The following is a 20,684-nucleotide window of genomic DNA, read 5'->3' as shown; positions in this document are numbered from 1 at the left end:
TAAAGTTTAAAACCTGATAAGTGAATAGGAGAGGTGTGTCATGTGAAGAAGTATACCATAGTTTACAATTCCCTTCGCCGGCATTATCCGTATCAGGTAATATGGGTATCATCTCAGCCTGCGGTACGTTCTGTTTTTTTGAACGCTGCAAGCACCCCCTTGTATTCAGCGTGCAAAGAAAGGGAAAAATACGGAAGATACCAAATTGCATGTCGGGGGAATGATTTTCTTCATTTTCTTAGAAAAAGATAGATTTTATTTGAAAACTCGCTGATTATTTGTATATTTGCGGGCGATTAAGCGAAGATGAGGAGGGGGCGGGTAGTCCCCTTCTTTTGTTCTTAACAGTATGTTTATGATTGAAAAGGGAGTAATAACTCAGTTGGTTGAAGAAAAATTGGCTTCTTCCGACAATTATTTAGTTGACGTGGTGGTTAAGCCGGGAAACCTTATTATTATTGAGATAGATAATGATGAGGGTGTTTGCATAGATGATTGTGCAGCGTTGAGCCGGTATGTGGAAGAACATCTGGACCGTGAGGTGGAAGATTTCGAACTGGAAGTAGGTTCGGCCGGTGTTACTTCTCCTTTTAAAGTACTTCGTCAGTATGTGAAGAATATAGGAAACGAAGTGGAAATGTTACTGAAAAATGGCGTGAAGCTGTGCGGTGTGTTGAATTCGGCAGACGAAAACGGGGTAGTAGTTTCCGTTGAAAAACAGGTGAAACCCGAAGGTTCCAAGCGGAAAGTGACAGTTCAGGAAAATCAATCCTATACATTCGATGAAATAAAATATACAAAATACCTAATAAGATTCAAGTAAAGAAAGATTATGGCCAAGAAAGAGGAAACAATCAGTATGATTGACACCCTTGCGGAGTTCAAGGAGTTGAAAAATATAGATAAGGATACGATGATCAGCGTATTGGAAGATTCCTTCCGTAACGTAATTGCTAAGATGTTTGGTACGGATGAGAATTATGACGTGATCATTAACCCTGAGAAAGGTGACTTCGAGATCTGGAGAAACCGCACCGTGGTGGCTGATGATGAATTGGAAGATCCTAATCTGCAACTTACGTTGACCGAGGCCCGTAAGATCGATGCCGACTGTGAAGTGGGTGAAGAAGTGACCGACGAGGTTCATTTCGCCGATTTCGGACGTCGTGCCATCCTGAACCTGCGTCAGACGCTGGCTTCGAAGATTCTTGAATTGCAGAAGGATAGTTTATATGCTAAATATAAAGATAAAATAGGAAATATCGTAGCAGCTGATGTCTATCAGGTGTGGAAGAAAGAGATCCTGTTGCTGGATGACGAGGGTAATGAGTTGCTGCTCCCGAAATCAGAACAGATCCCTTCGGATTTCTACCGTAAAGGTGAAACCGTTCGTGCGGTTGTACAGAAAGTGGATAATTATAATAATAATCCGAAGATTATTCTGTCGCGTACAGATAAAATGTTCCTGCAGCGCTTATTTGAACTCGAGGTCCCTGAAATTAATGATGGCCTGATTATGATCAAGGCTATCGCGCGTATCCCGGGGGAAAGAGCCAAAGTGGCTGTCGAGTCGTATGACGACCGTATCGACCCGGTAGGTGCCTGCGTGGGAATGAAAGGTTCTCGTATCCACGGAATTGTCCGTGAATTGAGAAACGAGAACATCGATGTAATTAATTATACATCCAATGTGTCGCTGTTTATCCAGCGTGCATTAAGCCCGGCAAAAATTTCCTCCATACGAGTGAACGAAGAAGAACACAAGGCAGAGGTTTATCTTCGTCCTGAAGAAGTTTCATTGGCTATTGGTAAAGGCGGTTTGAATATTAAACTGGCCTGTATGTTGACAGAATACACGATCGATGTATTCCGTGATGTGGAAGGAGCTGATGAGGAAGATATTTATCTGGATGAATTTACAGATGAAATAGACAGCTGGGTAATCGAAGCATTCAAGAATATTGGTTGTTACACGGCTAAGAGCGTTTTAGCGATGACCCGTGAAGAACTTATTGAACGTGCCGACCTTGAAGAGACAACAGTCGACGAGGTACTTGCTATCTTATCTGCCGAATTTGAAGATGAAAGTCAGGAATAAAATGTATTACGACAAAGTTAGATATGCCCATAAAATTAATACAAGTACAAAGAAAATTAAACGTAGGGATCAATACGGTTGTTGAGTTTCTACACAAGAAAGGTCATCCGGTTGAGGATAATGCAAATCCCAACACGAGGATCAGTGATGAACAGTATGCTTTGCTCGTAAAAGAGTTTGGAAAGGATCTGCCCAATGGCGGCTTTGAACGTCCTCGCGTGGTGGAACGTCCTAACAGAGATAGAGATAAAGAGAAAGAAAGAGAGTCGGCTTCTGTGAAAGAAGAGAAGACTTCAGAAATAAAAACAGTCATCCCGGAAGAGTTCAAGCCTAAAATCGTGACGAAGGGCCATATCGACCTGGATGGACAGCATAGAAAACATCAGGAAGCTCCTGAAGTGAAAGAAGAACCGGTTGCTATCCCGCAACCTGCTGCCGTACAACAGCCTGTGGTGGAACCGCAACCTGTTGTCGAAGTAGCTCCTGCACCTTCTCCTGCTCCTGAAGAAAAGCCTGTGGAAGCTCCGGCTAAACAGGAAAAACAGGAACCGGTTCACGTGGAAAAGCCGGTGGAAAAACCTGTGGAGAAAAAAGAAGTAAAAGAGATAGTTGTGGAAAAAGAAAGAATCGAAGAGAAAAAACCGGAGGTTATTAAAAAGCCGGAAACGACGACAAACTCTTCTGAAGAAGTGAGTAATACGACCGCAGAGAGTCATTCTTCGGCCGAGTCGGAAGAGGATAGCCTGTTCCGGTTGAATACTCCGAAGTTCGAGTCGAATATCAAGGTTACCGGTAAGATTGACCTGAATGCTTTGAACCAGTCTACTCGTCCTAAGAAGAAAACCAAGGAAGAGAGACGGAAAGAACGTGACGACAAGCGCGACAAGTTCAGTAACAACAACAGACCCGGACAGCCGGGATTCCATAAAGGTCCGAAAGATCCGAATGCCAAACCGGGTGCACCGGCTAAGCCCGGAGCTCCTGTGAAGCCAGGCGCACCTGTTAAACCGGGTGAAGGTGGTGCAGATGCGAAAAAGAAACGTAACCGTATTAAGAAGGATCGTGTCGATGTAAACAACACTCCGGGTACGAACTATAGCCGTCCTGCCAACCAGGGCGACCGCAAGCCACGTCTGAAAAAGCCTGTTAAGGCTGAAGTAAGCGAGGAAGATGTACAGAAGCAGATCAAAGAAACCCTGGCTCGCCTGACGAACAAGGGGAATAAGAATAACAAGGGTGCCAAGTACCGTCGTGATAAACGTGATGCCGCCGTTAAGCGCGAACACGAAATGATGGAACAGGAGGAAATGGAAAGCAAAATCTTGAAGCTGACCGAGTTTGTTACGGCAAACGACCTCGCCAACATGATGGATGTTCCTGTAACGAAGGTTATCGCCACTTGTATGAGTATCGGTATCATGGTTTCCATCAACCAGCGTCTGGATGCGGAAACGATCAATATCGTAGCCGATGAATTCGGTTTCAAAACAGAATATGTCAGTGCGGAAGTGGTGGAAGCCATCAATGCCGACGACGAAGACGATAACGAAGAAGACTGGGTAGCACGTCCGCCTATCGTAACAGTGATGGGACACGTCGACCACGGTAAAACTTCTTTGCTGGATAATATCCGTAAAGCAAACGTTATTGCCGGTGAGGCCGGAGGTATCACACAGCACATCGGTGCTTACAATGTGAAACTGGCCAGCGGACGACGTATCACCTTCCTGGATACTCCGGGTCACGAGGCGTTTACCGCCATGCGTGCCCGTGGTGCGAAGGTGACCGATATTGCGATTATCATTGTGGCTGCCGACGATGCCGTGATGCCGCAGACCATTGAAGCGATCAACCATGCTTCAGCTGCCGGTGTTCCTATCGTGTTTGCTATTAATAAGGTAGATAAGCCGCATGCTAACCCCGAAAAGATTAAAGAAGAACTGGCCAATATGAACTACCTGGTCGAAGATTGGGGTGGTAAATACCAGAGTCAGGAAATCTCGGCCAAGAAAGGCATGGGTGTGGAAGAACTGCTTGAAAAAGTATTGCTCGAAGCAGACCTGTTGGATCTGAAAGCTAATCCGAAAAAACGTGCTGTCGGTTCGATCATCGAATCGTCACTGGATAAAGGACGTGGTTATGTATCGACCGTGCTGGTAGAGAACGGTACCCTGAAGATGGGTGATATCGTGCTGGCAGGAACACACCACGGACGTATCAAGGCAATGTTCAACGAACGTAACCTGCGTGTGGAAAAAGCCGGTCCGTCAGAACCGGTATTGATCCTGGGTCTGAACGGTGCTCCTCAGGCTGGCGATACATTCAATGTATTGGAAACTGAACAGGAAGCACGCGAGATCGCTACCCGCCGCGAACAGTTGCAGCGTGAGTTGGGTATCCGTACTCAGAAGATGCTGACGCTGGATGATATCGGTCGTCGTATTGCAGTCGGTAACTTCCAGGAACTGAACGTGATCGTGAAGGGTGACGTGGACGGTTCCGTTGAAGCTCTGTCCGACTCGTTGATCCGTTTGTCTACCGAAGAAATCCAGGTGAATGTTATTCACAAGGCTGTCGGTCAGATCTCCGAATCGGATGTTGTACTGGCTGCTGCTTCGAATGCCATCATTATCGGATTCCAGGTTCGCCCGTCTGTACAGGCTCGCCGTAATGCAGAAAAAGACGGTGTCGAGATCCGTTTGTACTCGATTATCTACGATGCGATCGAAGAGGTGAAGAGTGCAATGGAAGGTATGCTTTCACCGGAGATTCGGGAAGAGATTACCGCTTATGTGGATGTTACCCAGGTATTCAAGATCACGAAAGTCGGTACGGTTGCCGGTTGTGTGGTTAAGGAAGGTAAGATCAAACGTACGAACAAGATCCGCCTGATCCGTGACGGTATCGTAATATATGCCGGCGAGCTCGGTTCACTGAAACGCTTCAAGGACGATGTGAAGGAAGTGGTTGCCGGTCTGGATTGCGGTCTGAACATCACTAACTTTAATGATATTCAGGTAGGCGACGTGATCGAGTCTTACGAAGAAACTGAAGTTAAGAAAACTCTATAACCATGAACTGGTTAGACATTACATTGCTATGTCTGGCAGGAATTGGATTTGCGAAAGGCCTGTTTGATGGAATGATCAAACAGGTTGTTTCGCTTATAGCCCTCCTTGTTGCTATCTTTTTCTGTGCAAAAGCTGCTGCCTGGCTGAGAGGATATATTGTTGCCCTGGGGTGGTTTCCGCCCGAGGGAGTAACGATCCTTAGTTATGTGGCCGGTTTTATCCTGATCATGGGAGTCGTTTTGCTGGCAGGAGAAGTAGTACATAGGGGGGTCGGGGTTACCCCTCTCAGTATATTGAACCATCTGGCCGGTGGATTTCTGGGTCTGGGCCTGATGATCGTATTTGTCAGCCTGTTGCTGAATATACTGGAAGGCATCGATCGTGGTTCGGTACTGATCCCGCGGGAATCGAAGGTAGAATCGCGGTTCTATCATTCAGTCAAAGATATAGTCCCAACCATTTACCCCGGAAATTTGTTCTCATGGAAGGAGTAAATGGTTTGTTTTAAATTTAATATATAGATATGCAGGAGTCAAACGACATAATTAATGAGGTAACGAGCAGTGATTACAAGTACGGCTTCGTTACCGATATCGATACGGAAGTGATTCATAAAGGATTGGATGAAGACACCGTCCGTATTATTTCTGCCAAAAAGAATGAGCCGGACTGGATGCTCCAGTTCCGCCTGAAGGCTTTCCGCCACTGGCAGACACTGGAGATGCCGACATGGCCTCACCTCGATATTCCGCCGATCGATTATCAGGATATCATCTATTACGCAGCTCCAAAGAAAAAAGAGGGCCCGAAAAGCCTCGATGAAGTAGATCCCGAATTGTTGAAGACATTCGACAAGCTGGGTATCCCGTTGCATGAACGTGCACAGCTGGCAGGTATGGCTGTGGATGCCGTGATGGATAGTGTGTCCGTAAAGACAACATTTAAAGAGACACTGGCCGAGAAGGGTATTATCTTCTGTTCATTCAGTGAAGCAGTGCAACATCACCCGGATCTGGTGCAACAATACCTGGGGAGTGTGGTAAGCTATCGCGATAACTTCTTTGCGGCGTTGAACTCAGCTGTATTCTCGGACGGATCGTTCGTGTATATACCGAAAGGCGTGCGTTGCCCGATGGAACTTTCCACCTATTTCCGTATCAACGCGGCAAATACTGGACAGTTCGAACGGACACTGATCGTAGCCGACGATGAGGCGTATGTAAGTTACCTGGAAGGATGTACCGCCCCGATGCGTGACGAGAACCAGCTTCATGCCGCTATCGTAGAGATCGTGGCCAAAGAACGTGCCGAAGTGAAATATTCGACGGTGCAGAACTGGTATCCGGGCGATAAAGAAGGCAAAGGTGGTATTTATAACTTTGTGACCAAGCGTGGCTTGTGCAAAGGCGAAGGAAGTAAGATCTCCTGGACACAGGTGGAAACCGGTTCAGCCATCACCTGGAAATATCCGAGTTGTATCCTGGCTGGGGATAATTCTGTCGGTGAGTTCTACTCGGTGGCAGTCACCAACAACTACCAGCAGGCCGATACCGGAACGAAGATGATCCACCTGGGAAAGAATACCCGCAGCACGATCGTCTCGAAAGGTATCTCCGCCGGTCATAGCCAGAATAGCTATCGTGGACTGGTGAAAGTTTCTCCGCGTGCGGAAGGAGCCCGCAATCATAGTCAGTGCGACAGCTTATTATTGAGCTCTACGTGTGGTGCCCATACGTTCCCTTATGCCGATATTCAGAATGAAACGGCTGTGGTGGAGCATGAAGCTACGACAAGTAAAATCAGTGAAGAACAATTGTTCTACTGCCAGCAACGCGGTATTTCAGTAGAAGAGGCCGTCGGCCTGATCGTAAACGGTTATGCCCGTGAGGTAATGAATAAGCTCCCGATGGAGTTTGCCGTAGAAGCGCAGAAGCTACTGACTATCTCCCTGGAGGGAAGCGTCGGATAAAACGGAATCGCGTGACCCCCGTGGTAGGTATCGCGCAAGGCCCGCGATTAGGATCGCGCGATGTCCGTGATAGGTATCGCGCAACGTCCGCGATAAGTATTGAATAAATATAGAGAAATAACAACAGATATGTTAGAGATAAAGAACTTACATGCCAATGTGAATGGCAAAGAGATATTGAAAGGCATCGATCTTTCTGTAAAAGCCGGTGAGATACATGCCATCATGGGGCCGAACGGTTCGGGAAAGAGTACGCTGAGCAGCGTACTGGTAGGTAATCCTGCATTCGAGGTGACTCAAGGCGAGGTTACTTTCAACGGCAAGAACCTGTTGGAGCTGGAACCGGAAGACCGCAGCCGCGAAGGTATCTTCCTCAGTTTCCAATATCCGGTGGAAATTCCCGGAGTGAGCATGGTTAACTTTATGCGTGCCGCTCTGAATGAACATCGTAAATATAAAGGGCTTGACCCTGTTTCAGCCACAGACTTCCTGAAACTGATGCGCGAAAAGCGTGCGATTGTCGAGCTGGATAACAAGCTGGCAAGCCGCAGCGTGAACGAAGGTTTCTCCGGTGGCGAAAAGAAGCGGAACGAAATATTCCAGATGGCCATGCTCGAACCGAAACTGGCTATCCTCGATGAAACAGACAGCGGTCTGGATATCGATGCGCTCCGTATCGTGGCAAATGGCGTAAACCAACTGCGCACACCGGAGAATGCCGCCATCGTGATTACTCACTACCAGCGTCTGCTGGATTATATCAAGCCGGACGTGGTACATGTGTTGTACAAAGGCCGTATTGTAAAGACCGCCGGTCCGGAACTGGCTCTCGAACTGGAAGAAAAAGGTTACGACTGGATCAAGAAAGAGATGGGAGATGAGTGAGATGAGAGCTGAACAACAATATATCGACCTCTTTACCCGCTATGAAGACCTGGTGTGCCGGCATAGTGCAGCGGTGATGAATGCTCCGCGCGCAGAGGCACTGGTTAATTTCGATCGGCTGGGCTTTCCTTCGGTAAAAAGTGAAGATTATAAATATACGGATGTAGCGCAGGCTTTTGCTCCCGATTACGGAGTGAATATAAACCGCCTGGCCATCCCGGTGAACCCGTATGACGTGTTTCGTTGTGATGTCCCGAACCTCAGTACCTCTCTCTATTTTGTGATTAACGACACTTTCTACGATAAGATGATGCCGAAAGCACACCTTCCGGAAGGTGTTTATGCAGGCGGGCTGAAAACGTTTGCCGAGAAATATCCTGAAGTGGCCGCCCGTTATTACGGGAAAGCGGCAAAAAGCAGCCACGACGGTATCATCGCTTTGAATACCATGCTGGCGCAGGATGGTTTCGTACTGTATGTGCCGGAAGGCGTTGCCGTGGAACGTCCCATCCAGTTAATCAATATATTCCGTAGTGATGTGGATGCAATGGCCAACCGCCGTATCCTTGTCATCATGGAGCCGCGTTCGGAAGCCCGGTTGCTGATCTGCGACCATAGTATAGATGATGTGAAGTTCCTGGCCACGCAGGTAGTAGAGATATTTGCCGGTGAAGATTCCTATTTCGATTATTACGATCTGGAAGAAAGCAGTATATCTACCACCCGTTTTACATCTGTACATGTGAAACAGGAGGCTTCCAGTAATGTCCTGGTGAACGGTATAACGTTGAATAACGGACTTACCCGTAATAACTATTATATCGAGTTGAATGGTGAGTATGCCGAAACGACTTTGTGTGGTATGTCGGTAGCAGACCGTGAACAACAGGTCGATACGTATAGCCATATTACGCATGCCGTGCCGAATTGTACCAGTACAGAATTGTTCAAGAATGTTCTGAACGATCAGGCTGTCGGTGTTTTCAGCGGTCGTATCCTGGTGAAGGAAGATGCGCAGAAAACGGCGGCCTATCAGACGAACCGGAATCTTTGTGCTACCCGCGAAGCCCGTATGTACAGTAAACCGCAACTGGAAATCTATGCGGACGATGTAAAGTGCTCGCATGGTATGACTACCGGACAACTGGATGAAAATGCCCTGTTCTATATGCGAAGTCGCGGTATTCCTCTTAATGAGGCCCGGATGATGCTGAGCGTCGCATTTACCTCGGATGTGATCGATTATGTCCGCTTGGATGCGTTGAAAGACCGTTTGCATAAGTTGGTTGAAAAGCGTTTCCGCGGCGAGTTAGCCCGTTGTGCCGATTGCCGCATCTGTAAATAAGATATTATTCTGATCTATATAAAGGCCCGGATGGATGTAATGTCTGTCCGGGCTTTTTGTTTATCTTTGTCGTTCATCAAATCACATTATATTATGCAGTTGACTCATATTGCTATCTGGACCAATGAACTTGAACGTTCCCGTGAGTTCTACGTGAAGTATTTTAATGGAAAGAGTAACAATAAGTATGTGAATCCGAAGAAAGGGTTTGCCTCTTATTTCGTGACTTTCGAGGGGGGAGCTTCTCTGGAGATTATGCAGCGAACGGATGTGACTGAGGAAAGGGAAGGGTTGTTTATCGGCCTGGCACATTTCGCCTTTTCTGTCGGATCGAAAGAGAATGTCGATAATATGATAGAATTGTTCCACAAAGAAGGATACACCGTTCTCGGTGAACCGCGTACTACGGGGGATGGCTTCTATGAAGGTTCCGTGGCCGATCCCGACGGAAATATTGTAGAAATAATTGCCTGATATGGAAATACAAATCAAACAAACGACAGATTATCCTTACGATCTGCTTTTACTGGCAGATCCCAGCCATGAATATGTGGATAATTATCTGAAGACCTCGGATTGCTTTGTAGCTCTCCTAGAAGATCGGGTAGTAGGCGTGGCCGTTGTTCAAAAACAAACCGTGGATATGGCGGAGCTGATGAATCTGGCAGTGGATGAATCTTATCAGCGTAGAGGAATAGCACGTCGCCTGCTTCGATTTATATCGGACGAATGGGCTCCGGCAAACCACCTTTCCTGTCTGAAAGTATGTACTGGAACTTCCGCTCCGGGTCCCCTTATGCTTTACCAACAGGAAGGTTTTGACCTGAAAGTGTTGGATCGTGATTACTTCGTCAGAAACTATCCGGAACCTATCTGGGAGAATGGCGTACAATGCCGTCATCGGTTGATACTGGAAAAAGAATTATGAGTTTAGTTGAGAAATAAGAAGAGGAAGACCGGGTAATAATCCTTCAGGTTGGTATGCAGTTTCTTTAATGCTTTAGAAATGTGATATTCTACCCCTTTAGTAGTTATGCCCAGGGCATCTGCGATTTCTTTGTGAGATTTGTTTTCGTAACGGCTCATGACAAAAACAATCCTGGTCTGTTCCGGCAAGCCGGCCAGGGTTTTATTTACGATATCCTGTGCTTCGGCAGTGAATAGCTCGCCCGGATCGCAGGCTTCGAGAGTAGATATACGGGTGTTCAACTCCCACTCTGCATGGTTCAGTAAATGTTGGTTTACATCTTCTCTTACCTGGAGATGCTGAAGATAGTTGAGGCATTTATTTTTAATAATGGTAAGGATATAGGCCGGAACATTCGAATTTTCTTCCAGTGAATGGCGGTTTTCCCAATAATACATCAAAGCTTCAATCGTAAAGTCCTCGGCAACGGCAATATCCCTGACATACGTATTCGCAAAGCGGATGAATCTGCCTTGATAATTAGTGAATAATTGATTGAATGCTTTTAAGTCTGTTGTATTCTCCATTTCTAAGGCTTGTAATGCGACGTAAATATAATAAAAATAGTGTTATAAATTCCTTTTCACCTTTATAATCCTATATAGATAAAAAAGAACGATCCTCTATTGTTTCAGAGAATCGTTCTTTTATTTGGTTTATTCTTTATTTATCAAAGAGGAGTTGTCATTCACGCATTTGTTTGGCCCAGATATTACCGGGGTATAGCTGGATTGCCTGGTTGAACTCCTCGTTTGCCTTAGAGGGATTGCTTTGTAAGAGATGAATCAGCCCCGAATAATACAGGATATTACTTTGTTGTACATTCTGGTTTGCTTCTCCGAATTTGGCGTATGAATCCATCAAGTTGGTTTGCATACGTTCCAGGCTCTTTTGCATATCTGCCAGAGTTGCATCGGCTTCTTCGTTCCTGTTCAGTTTTCTGAGTGATTTGACTTTGTAATAGTTCAGGTCAGTCAACCGGTTTCTGAAATCGGTATCTGCTGATTTCTCAAAGCACTCTTTGGCTTTGTCCGCCTGATTCATCGCTTCGTAAGCAACGCCTGTCAGGTAATAAACTTTTGCTTCATATCCACCTTTTGGTGAAGGAGCTACTTCGAGATTGACAGGATATTGGTTTGCCAAGTCGAATTCGTCGATAGCCTCTTTGTAACGTTTCCCTTTCAATAGCTTCATTCCTTTCAGCATATGCGAGTCCACATAGATATCGTGAACCTGTCCACCGCCTTCCCATAGATGGAAATGTCTGCTGTCAAGTATTTTTATCGCTTTGTCATACAGGCCGGCTGCATTGTACAGTGTGAGCAAGCGCATCACGGCATCATCGTGCTTCATTACTGTTTTCAGATGAGATTCCAGTCGTTTTAATCGCATATCTGCCGATATGTTTGCTTGTTCATAGATCTTATCCGATTCTGTCAGTAGGAGAGGATCGTTCGGATTGGCTTTGATAGCCATATCATAATACTTCATGGACTTATCCAGTTCATTCAGGCAACCATAGCCGAAGCCGACATTACGACAGGCAATGGCGAAAGACGGATTAAGTTCTGTGGAACGTATCCAGTGGTCGAGGCCTGCTTCTTTCTGTCCGAGATAGTAAAGTAAATTCCCCAGGTGATAATGAAGGAATGAATTGTCCGGGCTTTCTTTTAATAAAGTCTCAAACAGGTTGATCTCTTCTATACGGAAAGGATAATTATTCAACGGAGATAATGATCCGGCCTTATCCAGACAGGCAATGGCTTCAGTCTGATTGTTCTGTTCCAGTAAATTGTATGCTTTATAATAATAGAGCAGCGGGTAAGATGCATATGGATCTCCCAGAGCTATTGCTCTGTTTAGCAATGTCAAAGCATCTTCGGTAGCTCCTATTTTCATATAGTTGGAAACAACTTCCAGCAACTCTTGTACGGCAATGATTCCTTTACTGTTATGATTGGTTCCGGTATTAAGGAAAGAGGTGTTTTGGGAGGCCAATAGACTGGCTTCTGCTGCGCTCCAGTAATCCAGCGGATCGATTTGTTGGATATAACGGATTGTTTCTTGTGCCTCTTCTTTCTTTCCCTGCATCCGGAGGATATAAGCCTTTAACGTTAGAGCCTGAAGATCGCGTCCTCCCACATAAAGGGACTGGGTGATCATGTCCATGGCTTGTTTATAGTTTTTGTCTTTTACCGCTAATACGGCCAGTTCATAGAAGGAACGATGTTTGAAATCGGGGGTCCAGGTCGCTGCCCAATAGGCGTCTATCGCTTTGCCCGTATTTTCGGTCATTTGGTATAGGTATCCCAGATAATATAAGGCTTCCGTGTTTTTAACGGTTGTGTAGTCGTGCGACAAACGGGCCTGGGCACGATTTAGATGTAATGCCGCTTTCTCCCATTTTCCCTGGCGGATATAATGTTTGCCGACTTCGATGTTTACACGTGCATCCATGGAGTCACGCAACAGGGCTTCATTATAAAAGTCCATGTAATCCAGACGTGCATTATTGAATTGATCGACACGTAACCCGGCCAGATAGAGTTCTTCGTTTGTTTTGTATTCTTTAACTGGTTTGGTTCCGTCGATAACTTTAGGAAGCGGCTTTTCTTCCAGTACGATTGGACGATAATCGACCAGCAGGTTTCCATTTGCATCGTAGAGTGCGGTATACAATGCTGAGGCATCTGACGGATCGGGAACGGATACCTGATCGAGGAAATATTTATCCGGGTCGATGTTGATTCGTTTATCCATTAGTATCTGGTCTTTGTATTTTACTACGACACGTGCATTCTCATACAGTGTGGTTGCACAATAACCTACACGGTAGTTGTTCCCTTCGATCGGTTCAAAATTAACAGCAGCGTCGTCTGTCGCGTTTTTAACACCTTTGATACCTTTTACCGGATACCATATCTGGCTGAATTCCCTGATTTCACCTGGGTTTATCCAGCTATAATCCGGTTGGTTGTCGGAATAACCGCCTACCATTAATTCCAGATAGTGCCCGTCATTGTCCGATAATATTTTGTTCCACATCTCGCCATTTTCATTGTTACCCCATAAAAAGAATTTCTTTCCGGGAACCACATGGCGGTTGGCTACGTGTACTGTTCCGGCATCTTTCCCATAATCGTAACCAGCCAGAAATGACATTTCACTTCCCCATGCGAAAATAGAGCGGGAACTGCCTGTGAAATTTTTCCACCACGACAAATCTTCTATTTTCCCATCACCGACGGTCGTTTCTCCTTGCGGCCAGTTAGTGAAGTATACTTTATGATGATCAGCTCCGAATTGTACATCAGGCGGGAATATTACCTGATATTGATCGTTACAATGAACAGATACATTAGCCCAGTAGAGCATCGACTGGATCATTGGGGTTGGATTGATCACTTTTATTTTAGCTTCCACCCATGAACGATTGGGGTATACTGAAACACCTACCGACCATTTCAGTCGGTGGCGTAATTCCGTCTCTCCCACCCAGATTGTCTTGCTTCCATCTTCATTTTCTTTCATTGTCCAGTTGATAGGCATGTAACTGCTGGCACGGTGATGGTCGGGGATATTCCATTCCACGCCACCGGATAGCCAGGCCCCCAGCATACCGATCAAGGCTGGTTTTACTCCTGTTTGGGTGTAAAAGAAAGGATAATTGTTCGTTTTATCGGCGGCTGCAAAGATACGTCCTCCGATTTCAGGAAGGATAGAGATGTCGACATATTGATTGTCTAAACGGAGCACATTATATTCCTGTTCCGTTTTCTCTTCCGTCAATACGTCATACAAGGGATAAGGATAAATATATCCTTCGGCACCCTGATAAACGCGGCCAGTAAAAAAGATAGGGTCGATTTCCGGACTACCGATCTGGTAAGTTGGAATCTTTTCTGTTATGGACTTCATGTTAACTTGCTGTCCCCAAAGAGGACCGGTGCACAATAATAGAAGTGGTAAGAATTTAGATTTCATGGTAGCTATAATTAATTATTTAAGAATGTACACATAAAAAAGAAATTAAAAACATGAGTGAGGAGTAATACTGTCCCGATATCACTCCCGGGACAGTATTTTCTAAGGTTTATTTGTAATGCAATTCAACGTGTTAGGTTTGAATTCTGCTGTTTGTCTGTTGAGGGATAAGGTAAATAAATTGACTTTTCACCTTGCCATGTAGTTGCATCAGGAATTAATACCGTTTCTGCAATAGAAACGCCGGGGGCTACTTCAATCGGAGTATTGGTTTTACGTTCGTTGAAGGTCTGTTCCAACAATTCCATGCGCATCTGGTCGTCACGGCGAGTTACCATACCAACCCAGTAGCCTGCAACTTCCCAACCGTGTTCTTTAAATGCAGCATCAGCGAAAGCAGAACCGTTTAATCCTGATACTGGTTCCAAACCGGCACGTTCTCGTACTTTATTCAAACATTCATAAGCCATTGCATTAGGAGTTCCATCTGCACGTGCCTGTGCTTCAGCGTACCATAGCAACACTTCTGAATAGCGGATCAAACGGTGGCGATGATCGTTGGTCATCCAACCGGTATTGGCTGGTTTCGTGTAATCATAATCTCCTCCGTCTTCACCAATTGTAAAGATACAGAACATAGGATGTTGTTCCGGTATATCCTTATCCCACCAATCCAGTAATTCATTCCCTGCCGTATTTTTCTTCAAAATTTTAGGATTGTAAGTCGCATCTTTACGAGGACCTGCCGGGAATTCTTTCCAGAATTTGATTTCGCCCCAGCCGTCACCCCAGCCACCGAGCGATTCGAACAGGTTGCTATCTGTCATTTGAGAGTCTTCAACCCACGTAAATGCACGGGAATAGTTGATGCCTACGACCGTTTCATTTGTATAATTGTGACTTGGAGCATATACATATTTATATTCCGGCTCCAGAATGTATTCATATGTTCCTGCATTTGCACCGTCAATTACCGCTTTTGCCTGTTCTGCCGCAGAAGCATAATATTGCGTTTGTTTCAGAGGCCAACCTGCCATTGCCATATAAACAGCAGCCAAAGTCGCTTGAGAAGCTTGTTTTGTAATGTACACATTGGCACCTTCATATTTACGTGGTGCTGCAGAGTAATCAGTAGGAAGTATTGCGATACAATCTTGCAAATCTTTTACGATTTGAGTATACACCTCTTCAACTGAAGCCAGCGGACGTTCATAATTTACTTCATTATCCAACACTAAAGGTATAGGTCCCCAGCGACGTACTAACCAGAAATAATTGACTGCACGCCAGTATTTTGCCTGACCGATTGCAATGTTGATTTCTTCGCTCGTAGTAGGAGTTTTTTCAGCATTTAAAATAATGTAGTTGGCAGCCTTAATAGCTGTATAAGAGGTTTGCCAGGCAGCTTCTATTCCTTTATTAGCATCAGTCGGATGGAATGCATCAACCTCTGCATAAGCTTGTTTATTACTACCAGGGTTGCTAGTCAAATCGTCACCCTGCCAGCTGGGAATAGTAGGATTGGTATTGGTTTGGAGCATACATATCTTATTATATAAAGCATAAGTAGCCATATCTAATTCTTCCTGGGTGGAGAAGAACGTCGAGGGAGTTAATTGTCCCTTCGGATCTTCATCCAGGAAATCACTACAAGAGGTTGACAGTAAAGCCAGACCTAAAGCATATACTATATATTTAGTTTTCATAATACTGTATTTTTATTTAATGGTTAGAAATTCAAGCGAACACCAAATGTATAAGAACGAGTCAACGGATAAGCTCCTAAATCAATACCGTCATTTACATCGACGCTACCATTATTGGGATCTACAAAAGAGATACCTGCCGGATCCATTCCTTTATAGCTGGTAATTGTAAACAAGTTCTGGCAACTGAATGTAAAGCGAAGATCGGCGAATTTTGCAACCTTTTTCGGTAAGTTATAAGATAAACTTAAGTTGTCCAAACGGAAATAGTTTGCAGATTCCAGGAACTTTGTAGAAGCGGAGGCTGACTGATAATCGTTGCCTGTAACAGAAACTGAGGGATAACGGGCTGAAACTCCCTTCACATCATAGTTGTTATTCAAGTATTCACGTAATGTGATGAAAGCGAAATCTCCTGTCATAGCAGTTCCTGTAAAGCGAACCAAATTCAGGCGGTCGGCTCCAAACGAACCTGTAAAAAACATATTTAAATCCCAATTTTTCCAACGGAGCGTATTATTCCATCCTAATGTAAAATCAGGAGTGGATTTCCCAATGAAGGAACGGTCGCTGCTGTCTATTATGTTATCATTATTTATATCTTCAAACGAATCTTTGCCTTCAGCATCCAGACCAGTCCATTTGTAACCGTAGAAAGCACCGATAGGTTGTCCTACTTCCACGCGAGTCACACCATCTGTCGGGATCATACCTGCTGCCGGAGAAATTCCGGAAACGAAGTCTAATCCACCTAAGTCCTTTACTTCATTCTTCAGATAAGTGCCGTTGAATGTTGAACTCCAGCTAAAATCAGGAGTGTCGAAGATTGTTGCATTGATAGAAAAGTCAATGCCTCGGTTGCTTACTTCAGCCGCATTTACCCAATAAGAACCACCGCCATCATAATTCGGAATAGAGCGTTGCAACAAACCGTCTTTTGTTTTCTTATCAAAATAATCAAATGAGATATTCAGACGGTGATTCAACACGGAAAAGTCTATGCCTAAGTCCAATTGATGTGTTGTTTCCCATGACAAATTCGGAGTAGCCACTGTTGTTCCTACCCAATAACCAGTGTATTGAGAAGCACCTCCGAAAGCATACATCGCTTTAGACATCAATCCTAACGTCGCATATGGATTAATAGCCTGACTACCGATTAAACCGTAACTAGCACGAATTTTCAAATCCTGGAATATGTTCTGATTTTCCATAAAATCTTCATTGCTTAAAGACCAGGCAGCAGCGATAGATGGGAACCATCCCCACTTATCATCAAAGAATTTGGAAGATCCATCGGCACGGATTGTCCCTGTCAACATATAACGGTCTTTATAGTTATACATCACGCGGCCTACACCTGACATCAATGCCCATTTAGAATAACTGTTGTCTGAAGTACGGCTGGAAGCCATATTAACATTCCACCAACCAACACTTTCGGTCAATAAACCGGAACCGTTTAGTGTCATATAACGATATTCAGACTGAGTTGCCTCGTAAACAGCTGTTGCAGTAAGAGCATGGTCACCCCATTTGTTTTGATAAGTCAAATTGTTGGTCGTTTGTAACGTCATCCGGTAAGCATCACTATTTCCCATACCGTTATTGCTGTTAGTAACCTTTTTGGTTGAGAATGAATATCCTTTCTGATCATTATAATCTACACCATTACTAGTTGTAAATGTTAATCCAGGGAGAATATCAAATTTTAAATCGATGCGGGCATTGACAATATCGTTAAGAGTTTCTCCTACTTGTTCTCTCAATATTCCCACCGGATTATTTTGGGTCAAAGCACTGTATGGATCTCGGGTATATGTACCATTTTCATTTAAAATACCGAGTACTGGAGAATAGTTCATTGCTACATTTATTATATTACTTTTTCCAGCATTGAAATCTCCGCTTTTTCTCACATTATGAGATGCATTCACGTCAGCGGTAACATGCAACCAATCCAGTACTTGAGAGGTGATATTGGCACGAGCTTGATAACGTTTGTTTGAATTCTCAATAATAACGCCTTCTTGTCCTACATAGTTACCGGAAACTAAATATTGAATTTTATCGCTACCTCCGGAGAATGTCAGTTTGTAATCTTGCGTAATACCTGTCTTATAAATCTCATCCTGCCAATCTGTACCTGCCGTTCCATTTTGAAAAGCAGACAATTGATCGGAAGAGAATGTATTGGCTCTATAAGTATTATATAATGTAGCAAATTCATATGGATTCAGCGTGTCATAACGTTTAGCGACTGTGCCGACACCGATTTGTGCATCGAACATCACCTGTCGTGTGTTGGCTTTACCTGTTTTTGTCGTAATCAAAACAACCCCGTTGGCTCCACGCGAACCGTAGATAGCCGTAGAAGATGCATCTTTTAAAATCTGCATAGACTGAATGTCTTCCGGGTTCAATCCTGTCAGACCACTTTCACGAACAATGCCGTCGATTACATACAACGGATCATTGCTACGGTTGATAGAACCTGAACCGCGGACGCGGATCTTAACCGTACCGCCTGGTACACCACTATTCTGTACCTGAACACCTGATACGCGTCCTTGCAATGCATCTGAGACCTGTTTGATCGGTTGGTCTTTAAATGATTTGCTATCCAAAACGGATACAGACCCGGCCAAGTCTGCTTTACGGACTGTACCGTAGCCAACGACTACAACCTCGTCAAGAGCTTGATTGTCCTCTTCTAATACAATGTTGAACAATGTCTGGTTGTTTATTTCGATTTCTTGTGGCAGATAGCCGATGTACGACACTTGCAGAATAGCATTTGCCGGAACATTTTCCAATGTGAATTTTCCATCTAAATCAGTAATTGTTCCGTTAGTGGTCCCTTTGACAAGGATATTAACTCCGGTTATCGGTCCCATGTTATCCCTTATGGTACCTGAAATTGTACGAGTACCTTTCTGATTTGTTTCAGTGTTTACAGGTACTTCTTTCTTTGATATGATTATCTGACCGTCAGATATGGAATAGTTATTTTCCGTGCCGGAAAATAACTGGTCGAGTATGTCATCTATCTTTTTGTTTTTAGCATTGATAGATACTTTGCGGTTCAAGTCGATCGATTTGTCGAGATAAAAGAAAATAAACTCACTGCTATTTTCTATTTCATTAATAACTTCTTTAACTGTCTTATTATTGTAGTTGATGGAGAATGATGCTTCCTGAGAATATGTTTCTGAGGCAAAGCATGATCCGACGGTTAAAAACGCAAAAAGTAAAAAAATCTTCATGGCGCGTATTAGTCTTTTTTGTTTGGTTTTCCCTTGACTAAACCTGGTTTTCTTATTCATATTCTGTAACGATTTAAGTTTATAATACGGTTTAATGCTAGTGATTTGATAATGGGTAAGTCCTAGACTTTTACCCAGTTTAATTTAAGGTCCCATATTAATCTGAATTTTAAGGTTTAACAATGATGTTTATAGATTCATTTGTTTGCACTATTTCAATCGGGGCAGCATTCCGGAGTGCTTTGAATACCTTGTCCAGATCATCTTTCAAATCCAGTTTACCGCTACAAGTTAGTTCACTGACTTTATCGTCCCATTGGATTTTAACCCCATAGTACTTACAAAGTTTTTCGAGTACAATATTCATCTTTTGGTGCTTGAACTGGTAATAGCCATCTTTCCAGGCAACATAATCCTGGGTATTAACAGTTGAAGTATAAATCTTGTCGTTAGAATTGTCGTACGTGAACAACTGGTTCGGATTGAGCGTATTTTTCTTACGTCCTTTTACCTGTACTTCCACTTTCCCTTCTACCAGTACGACATTACTGTTGGGCTCGTTTTCATAGGCTGAGACATTGAACTGCGTCCCGAGGTCTCTGATTTCCATTTTTTTTGTCTTTATGATAAACGGTCGTTTTTCGTCATGAACCACATCCAGATAAATTTCACCTTCAACGAAGATCTCCCGGCTATGATCTGAGAATTTATTCGGATAAATAACTTTCGAACCGGAATTTACCCATAGTTTACTACCATCTGCAAAAGTGACGAATGAACGTTTACCGACAGGGACGATTAACTGATTGAAAGATTGAACTTCTTTCTCTTTTTGTTTTTCTTTCCCAACTTCTATATCTTGTGAGTTAACGCTAATACTTCCTTCTTCATTATATTCGAGTTGAGTCTCTTTTCCTTCAATCGAGAGCTTTTTGTTCTCAGAAAGGATTAATTGAACATTTTCCGAAGGATCATCCGTTGAGGGTATCGATTCGATAATCGCTTCATAATTAATTTCGGATTTATTGGAATATATGCTATACCATCCATAGGTAAATATGGCTAGTAAAAACACGGCTGCTACTGCTGTTATTTTCAGGAAACTGGTCCGGCGTTTCTTTAAGTCATACTGATTATTCGCTGTCTGAATACGTTTCCAAAGCTCTTTTTGTTCTCCTCCCGGTAAAAAAGGTGCTTCTGTAGATGTTCTTATATTTTTCAGGAAAGAGTGTGCAATCTGCATCTCCTGCCTAAAGGATTCGTTTTCGTCCTGAAGTTGTTGCCAGAATTGATGGTTCTGAGCAGTCGGATGCAATACCGATTCCAGAAAATAATCATCATTCAACAACTGATGGGCTTTATATTTTGTATAATCCTTATTCATATCGGGGGT

The 20,684-nt window shown here is 44.0% G+C and carries 14 protein-coding genes and 1 riboswitch; of the genes, 9 read left to right on the top strand and 5 right to left on the bottom strand.

Going from position 1 to position 20,684, the window contains the following annotated elements; all coding sequences use genetic code 11:
• Window positions 1-51: 51 nt before the first annotated feature.
• Window positions 52-169, bottom strand: a riboswitch (TPP riboswitch).
• A gap of 186 nt (window positions 170-355) precedes the next feature.
• The 9 genes from rimP (at window position 356) to QZ076_RS12350 (ending at window position 10,296) form a co-directional block, all read left to right on the top strand.
• Window positions 356-823: a ribosome assembly cofactor RimP gene (gene rimP, locus QZ076_RS12390; protein WP_293713623.1), complete on the top strand. Its 468-nt coding sequence runs from the start codon at window positions 356-358 to the stop codon at window positions 821-823.
• A 9-nt stretch (window positions 824-832) separates the two neighbouring features.
• Window positions 833-2,098 (top strand): transcription termination factor NusA, encoded by a 1,266-nt coding sequence (nusA, locus tag QZ076_RS12385; RefSeq protein ID WP_293713622.1) that lies wholly within the window; start codon window positions 833-835, stop codon window positions 2,096-2,098.
• A 23-nt stretch (window positions 2,099-2,121) separates the two neighbouring features.
• Window positions 2,122-5,169: a translation initiation factor IF-2 gene (infB, locus tag QZ076_RS12380; protein WP_293713621.1), complete on the top strand. Its 3,048-nt coding sequence runs from the start codon at window positions 2,122-2,124 to the stop codon at window positions 5,167-5,169.
• Between the two features lie 2 nt (window positions 5,170-5,171).
• The gene (locus QZ076_RS12375) at window positions 5,172-5,663 is read left to right on the top strand and encodes a CvpA family protein (RefSeq protein WP_293713620.1); all 492 of its coding nucleotides are present in this window, start codon (window positions 5,172-5,174) and stop codon (window positions 5,661-5,663) included.
• A 29-nt stretch (window positions 5,664-5,692) separates the two neighbouring features.
• Complete coding sequence (gene sufB, locus QZ076_RS12370) at window positions 5,693-7,138, top strand: Fe-S cluster assembly protein SufB (RefSeq protein WP_293713619.1); 1,446 nt, start codon at window positions 5,693-5,695, stop codon at window positions 7,136-7,138.
• A 129-nt stretch (window positions 7,139-7,267) separates the two neighbouring features.
• Complete coding sequence (gene sufC / locus QZ076_RS12365) at window positions 7,268-8,023, top strand: Fe-S cluster assembly ATPase SufC (protein ID WP_293713618.1); 756 nt, start codon at window positions 7,268-7,270, stop codon at window positions 8,021-8,023.
• Window positions 8,016-9,368 carry a Fe-S cluster assembly protein SufD gene (gene sufD, locus QZ076_RS12360; protein WP_293713617.1) on the top strand — a complete coding sequence of 451 codons (1,353 nt, stop codon included), beginning with the start codon at window positions 8,016-8,018 and terminating at the stop codon, window positions 9,366-9,368. Before sufC ends, sufD begins: the two co-directional genes overlap by 8 nt.
• Before the next feature lie 93 nt (window positions 9,369-9,461).
• Window positions 9,462-9,842, top strand: coding sequence for a VOC family protein (locus QZ076_RS12355; RefSeq protein ID WP_293713616.1), 381 nt, complete (start codon window positions 9,462-9,464; stop codon window positions 9,840-9,842).
• A gap of 1 nt (window position 9,843) precedes the next feature.
• Complete coding sequence (locus tag QZ076_RS12350; RefSeq protein WP_293713615.1) at window positions 9,844-10,296, top strand: GNAT family N-acetyltransferase; 453 nt, start codon at window positions 9,844-9,846, stop codon at window positions 10,294-10,296.
• Window positions 10,297-10,298: 2 nt separating this feature from the next.
• On the opposite strand, the gene QZ076_RS12345 is transcribed toward QZ076_RS12350, so the two are convergent.
• The 5 genes from QZ076_RS12345 to QZ076_RS12325 all read right to left on the bottom strand — a co-directional run bounded on the left by QZ076_RS12345 (window position 10,299) and on the right by QZ076_RS12325 (window position 20,675).
• Window positions 10,299-10,862: an RNA polymerase sigma-70 factor gene (locus QZ076_RS12345; protein ID WP_293713614.1), complete on the bottom strand. Its 564-nt coding sequence runs from the start codon at window positions 10,860-10,862 to the stop codon at window positions 10,299-10,301.
• Window positions 10,863-11,019: 157 nt separating this feature from the next.
• Window positions 11,020-14,319 (bottom strand): DUF5107 domain-containing protein, encoded by a 3,300-nt coding sequence (locus QZ076_RS12340; RefSeq protein ID WP_293713613.1) that lies wholly within the window; start codon window positions 14,317-14,319, stop codon window positions 11,020-11,022.
• Between the two features lie 125 nt (window positions 14,320-14,444).
• On the bottom strand, window positions 14,445-16,025 hold the full coding sequence (locus tag QZ076_RS12335; protein ID WP_293713612.1) for a RagB/SusD family nutrient uptake outer membrane protein: 1,581 nt from the start codon (window positions 16,023-16,025) through the stop codon (window positions 14,445-14,447).
• 23 nt (window positions 16,026-16,048) lie between these two features.
• On the bottom strand, window positions 16,049-19,351 hold the full coding sequence (locus QZ076_RS12330; RefSeq protein ID WP_293713611.1) for a TonB-dependent receptor: 3,303 nt from the start codon (window positions 19,349-19,351) through the stop codon (window positions 16,049-16,051).
• Window positions 19,352-19,460: 109 nt separating this feature from the next.
• Entirely contained in the window at window positions 19,461-20,675 is a 1,215-nt protein-coding gene (locus QZ076_RS12325; RefSeq protein WP_293713610.1) for a FecR family protein, read from the bottom strand.
• Between the last annotated feature and the right edge of the window lie 9 nt (window positions 20,676-20,684).

This window comes from uncultured Parabacteroides sp., assembly GCF_905196875.1.
In the GTDB taxonomy this organism is placed as follows: Bacteria; Bacteroidota; Bacteroidia; order Bacteroidales; family Tannerellaceae; genus Parabacteroides.
This window is presented reverse-complemented; position numbering and strand designations above follow the sequence as displayed.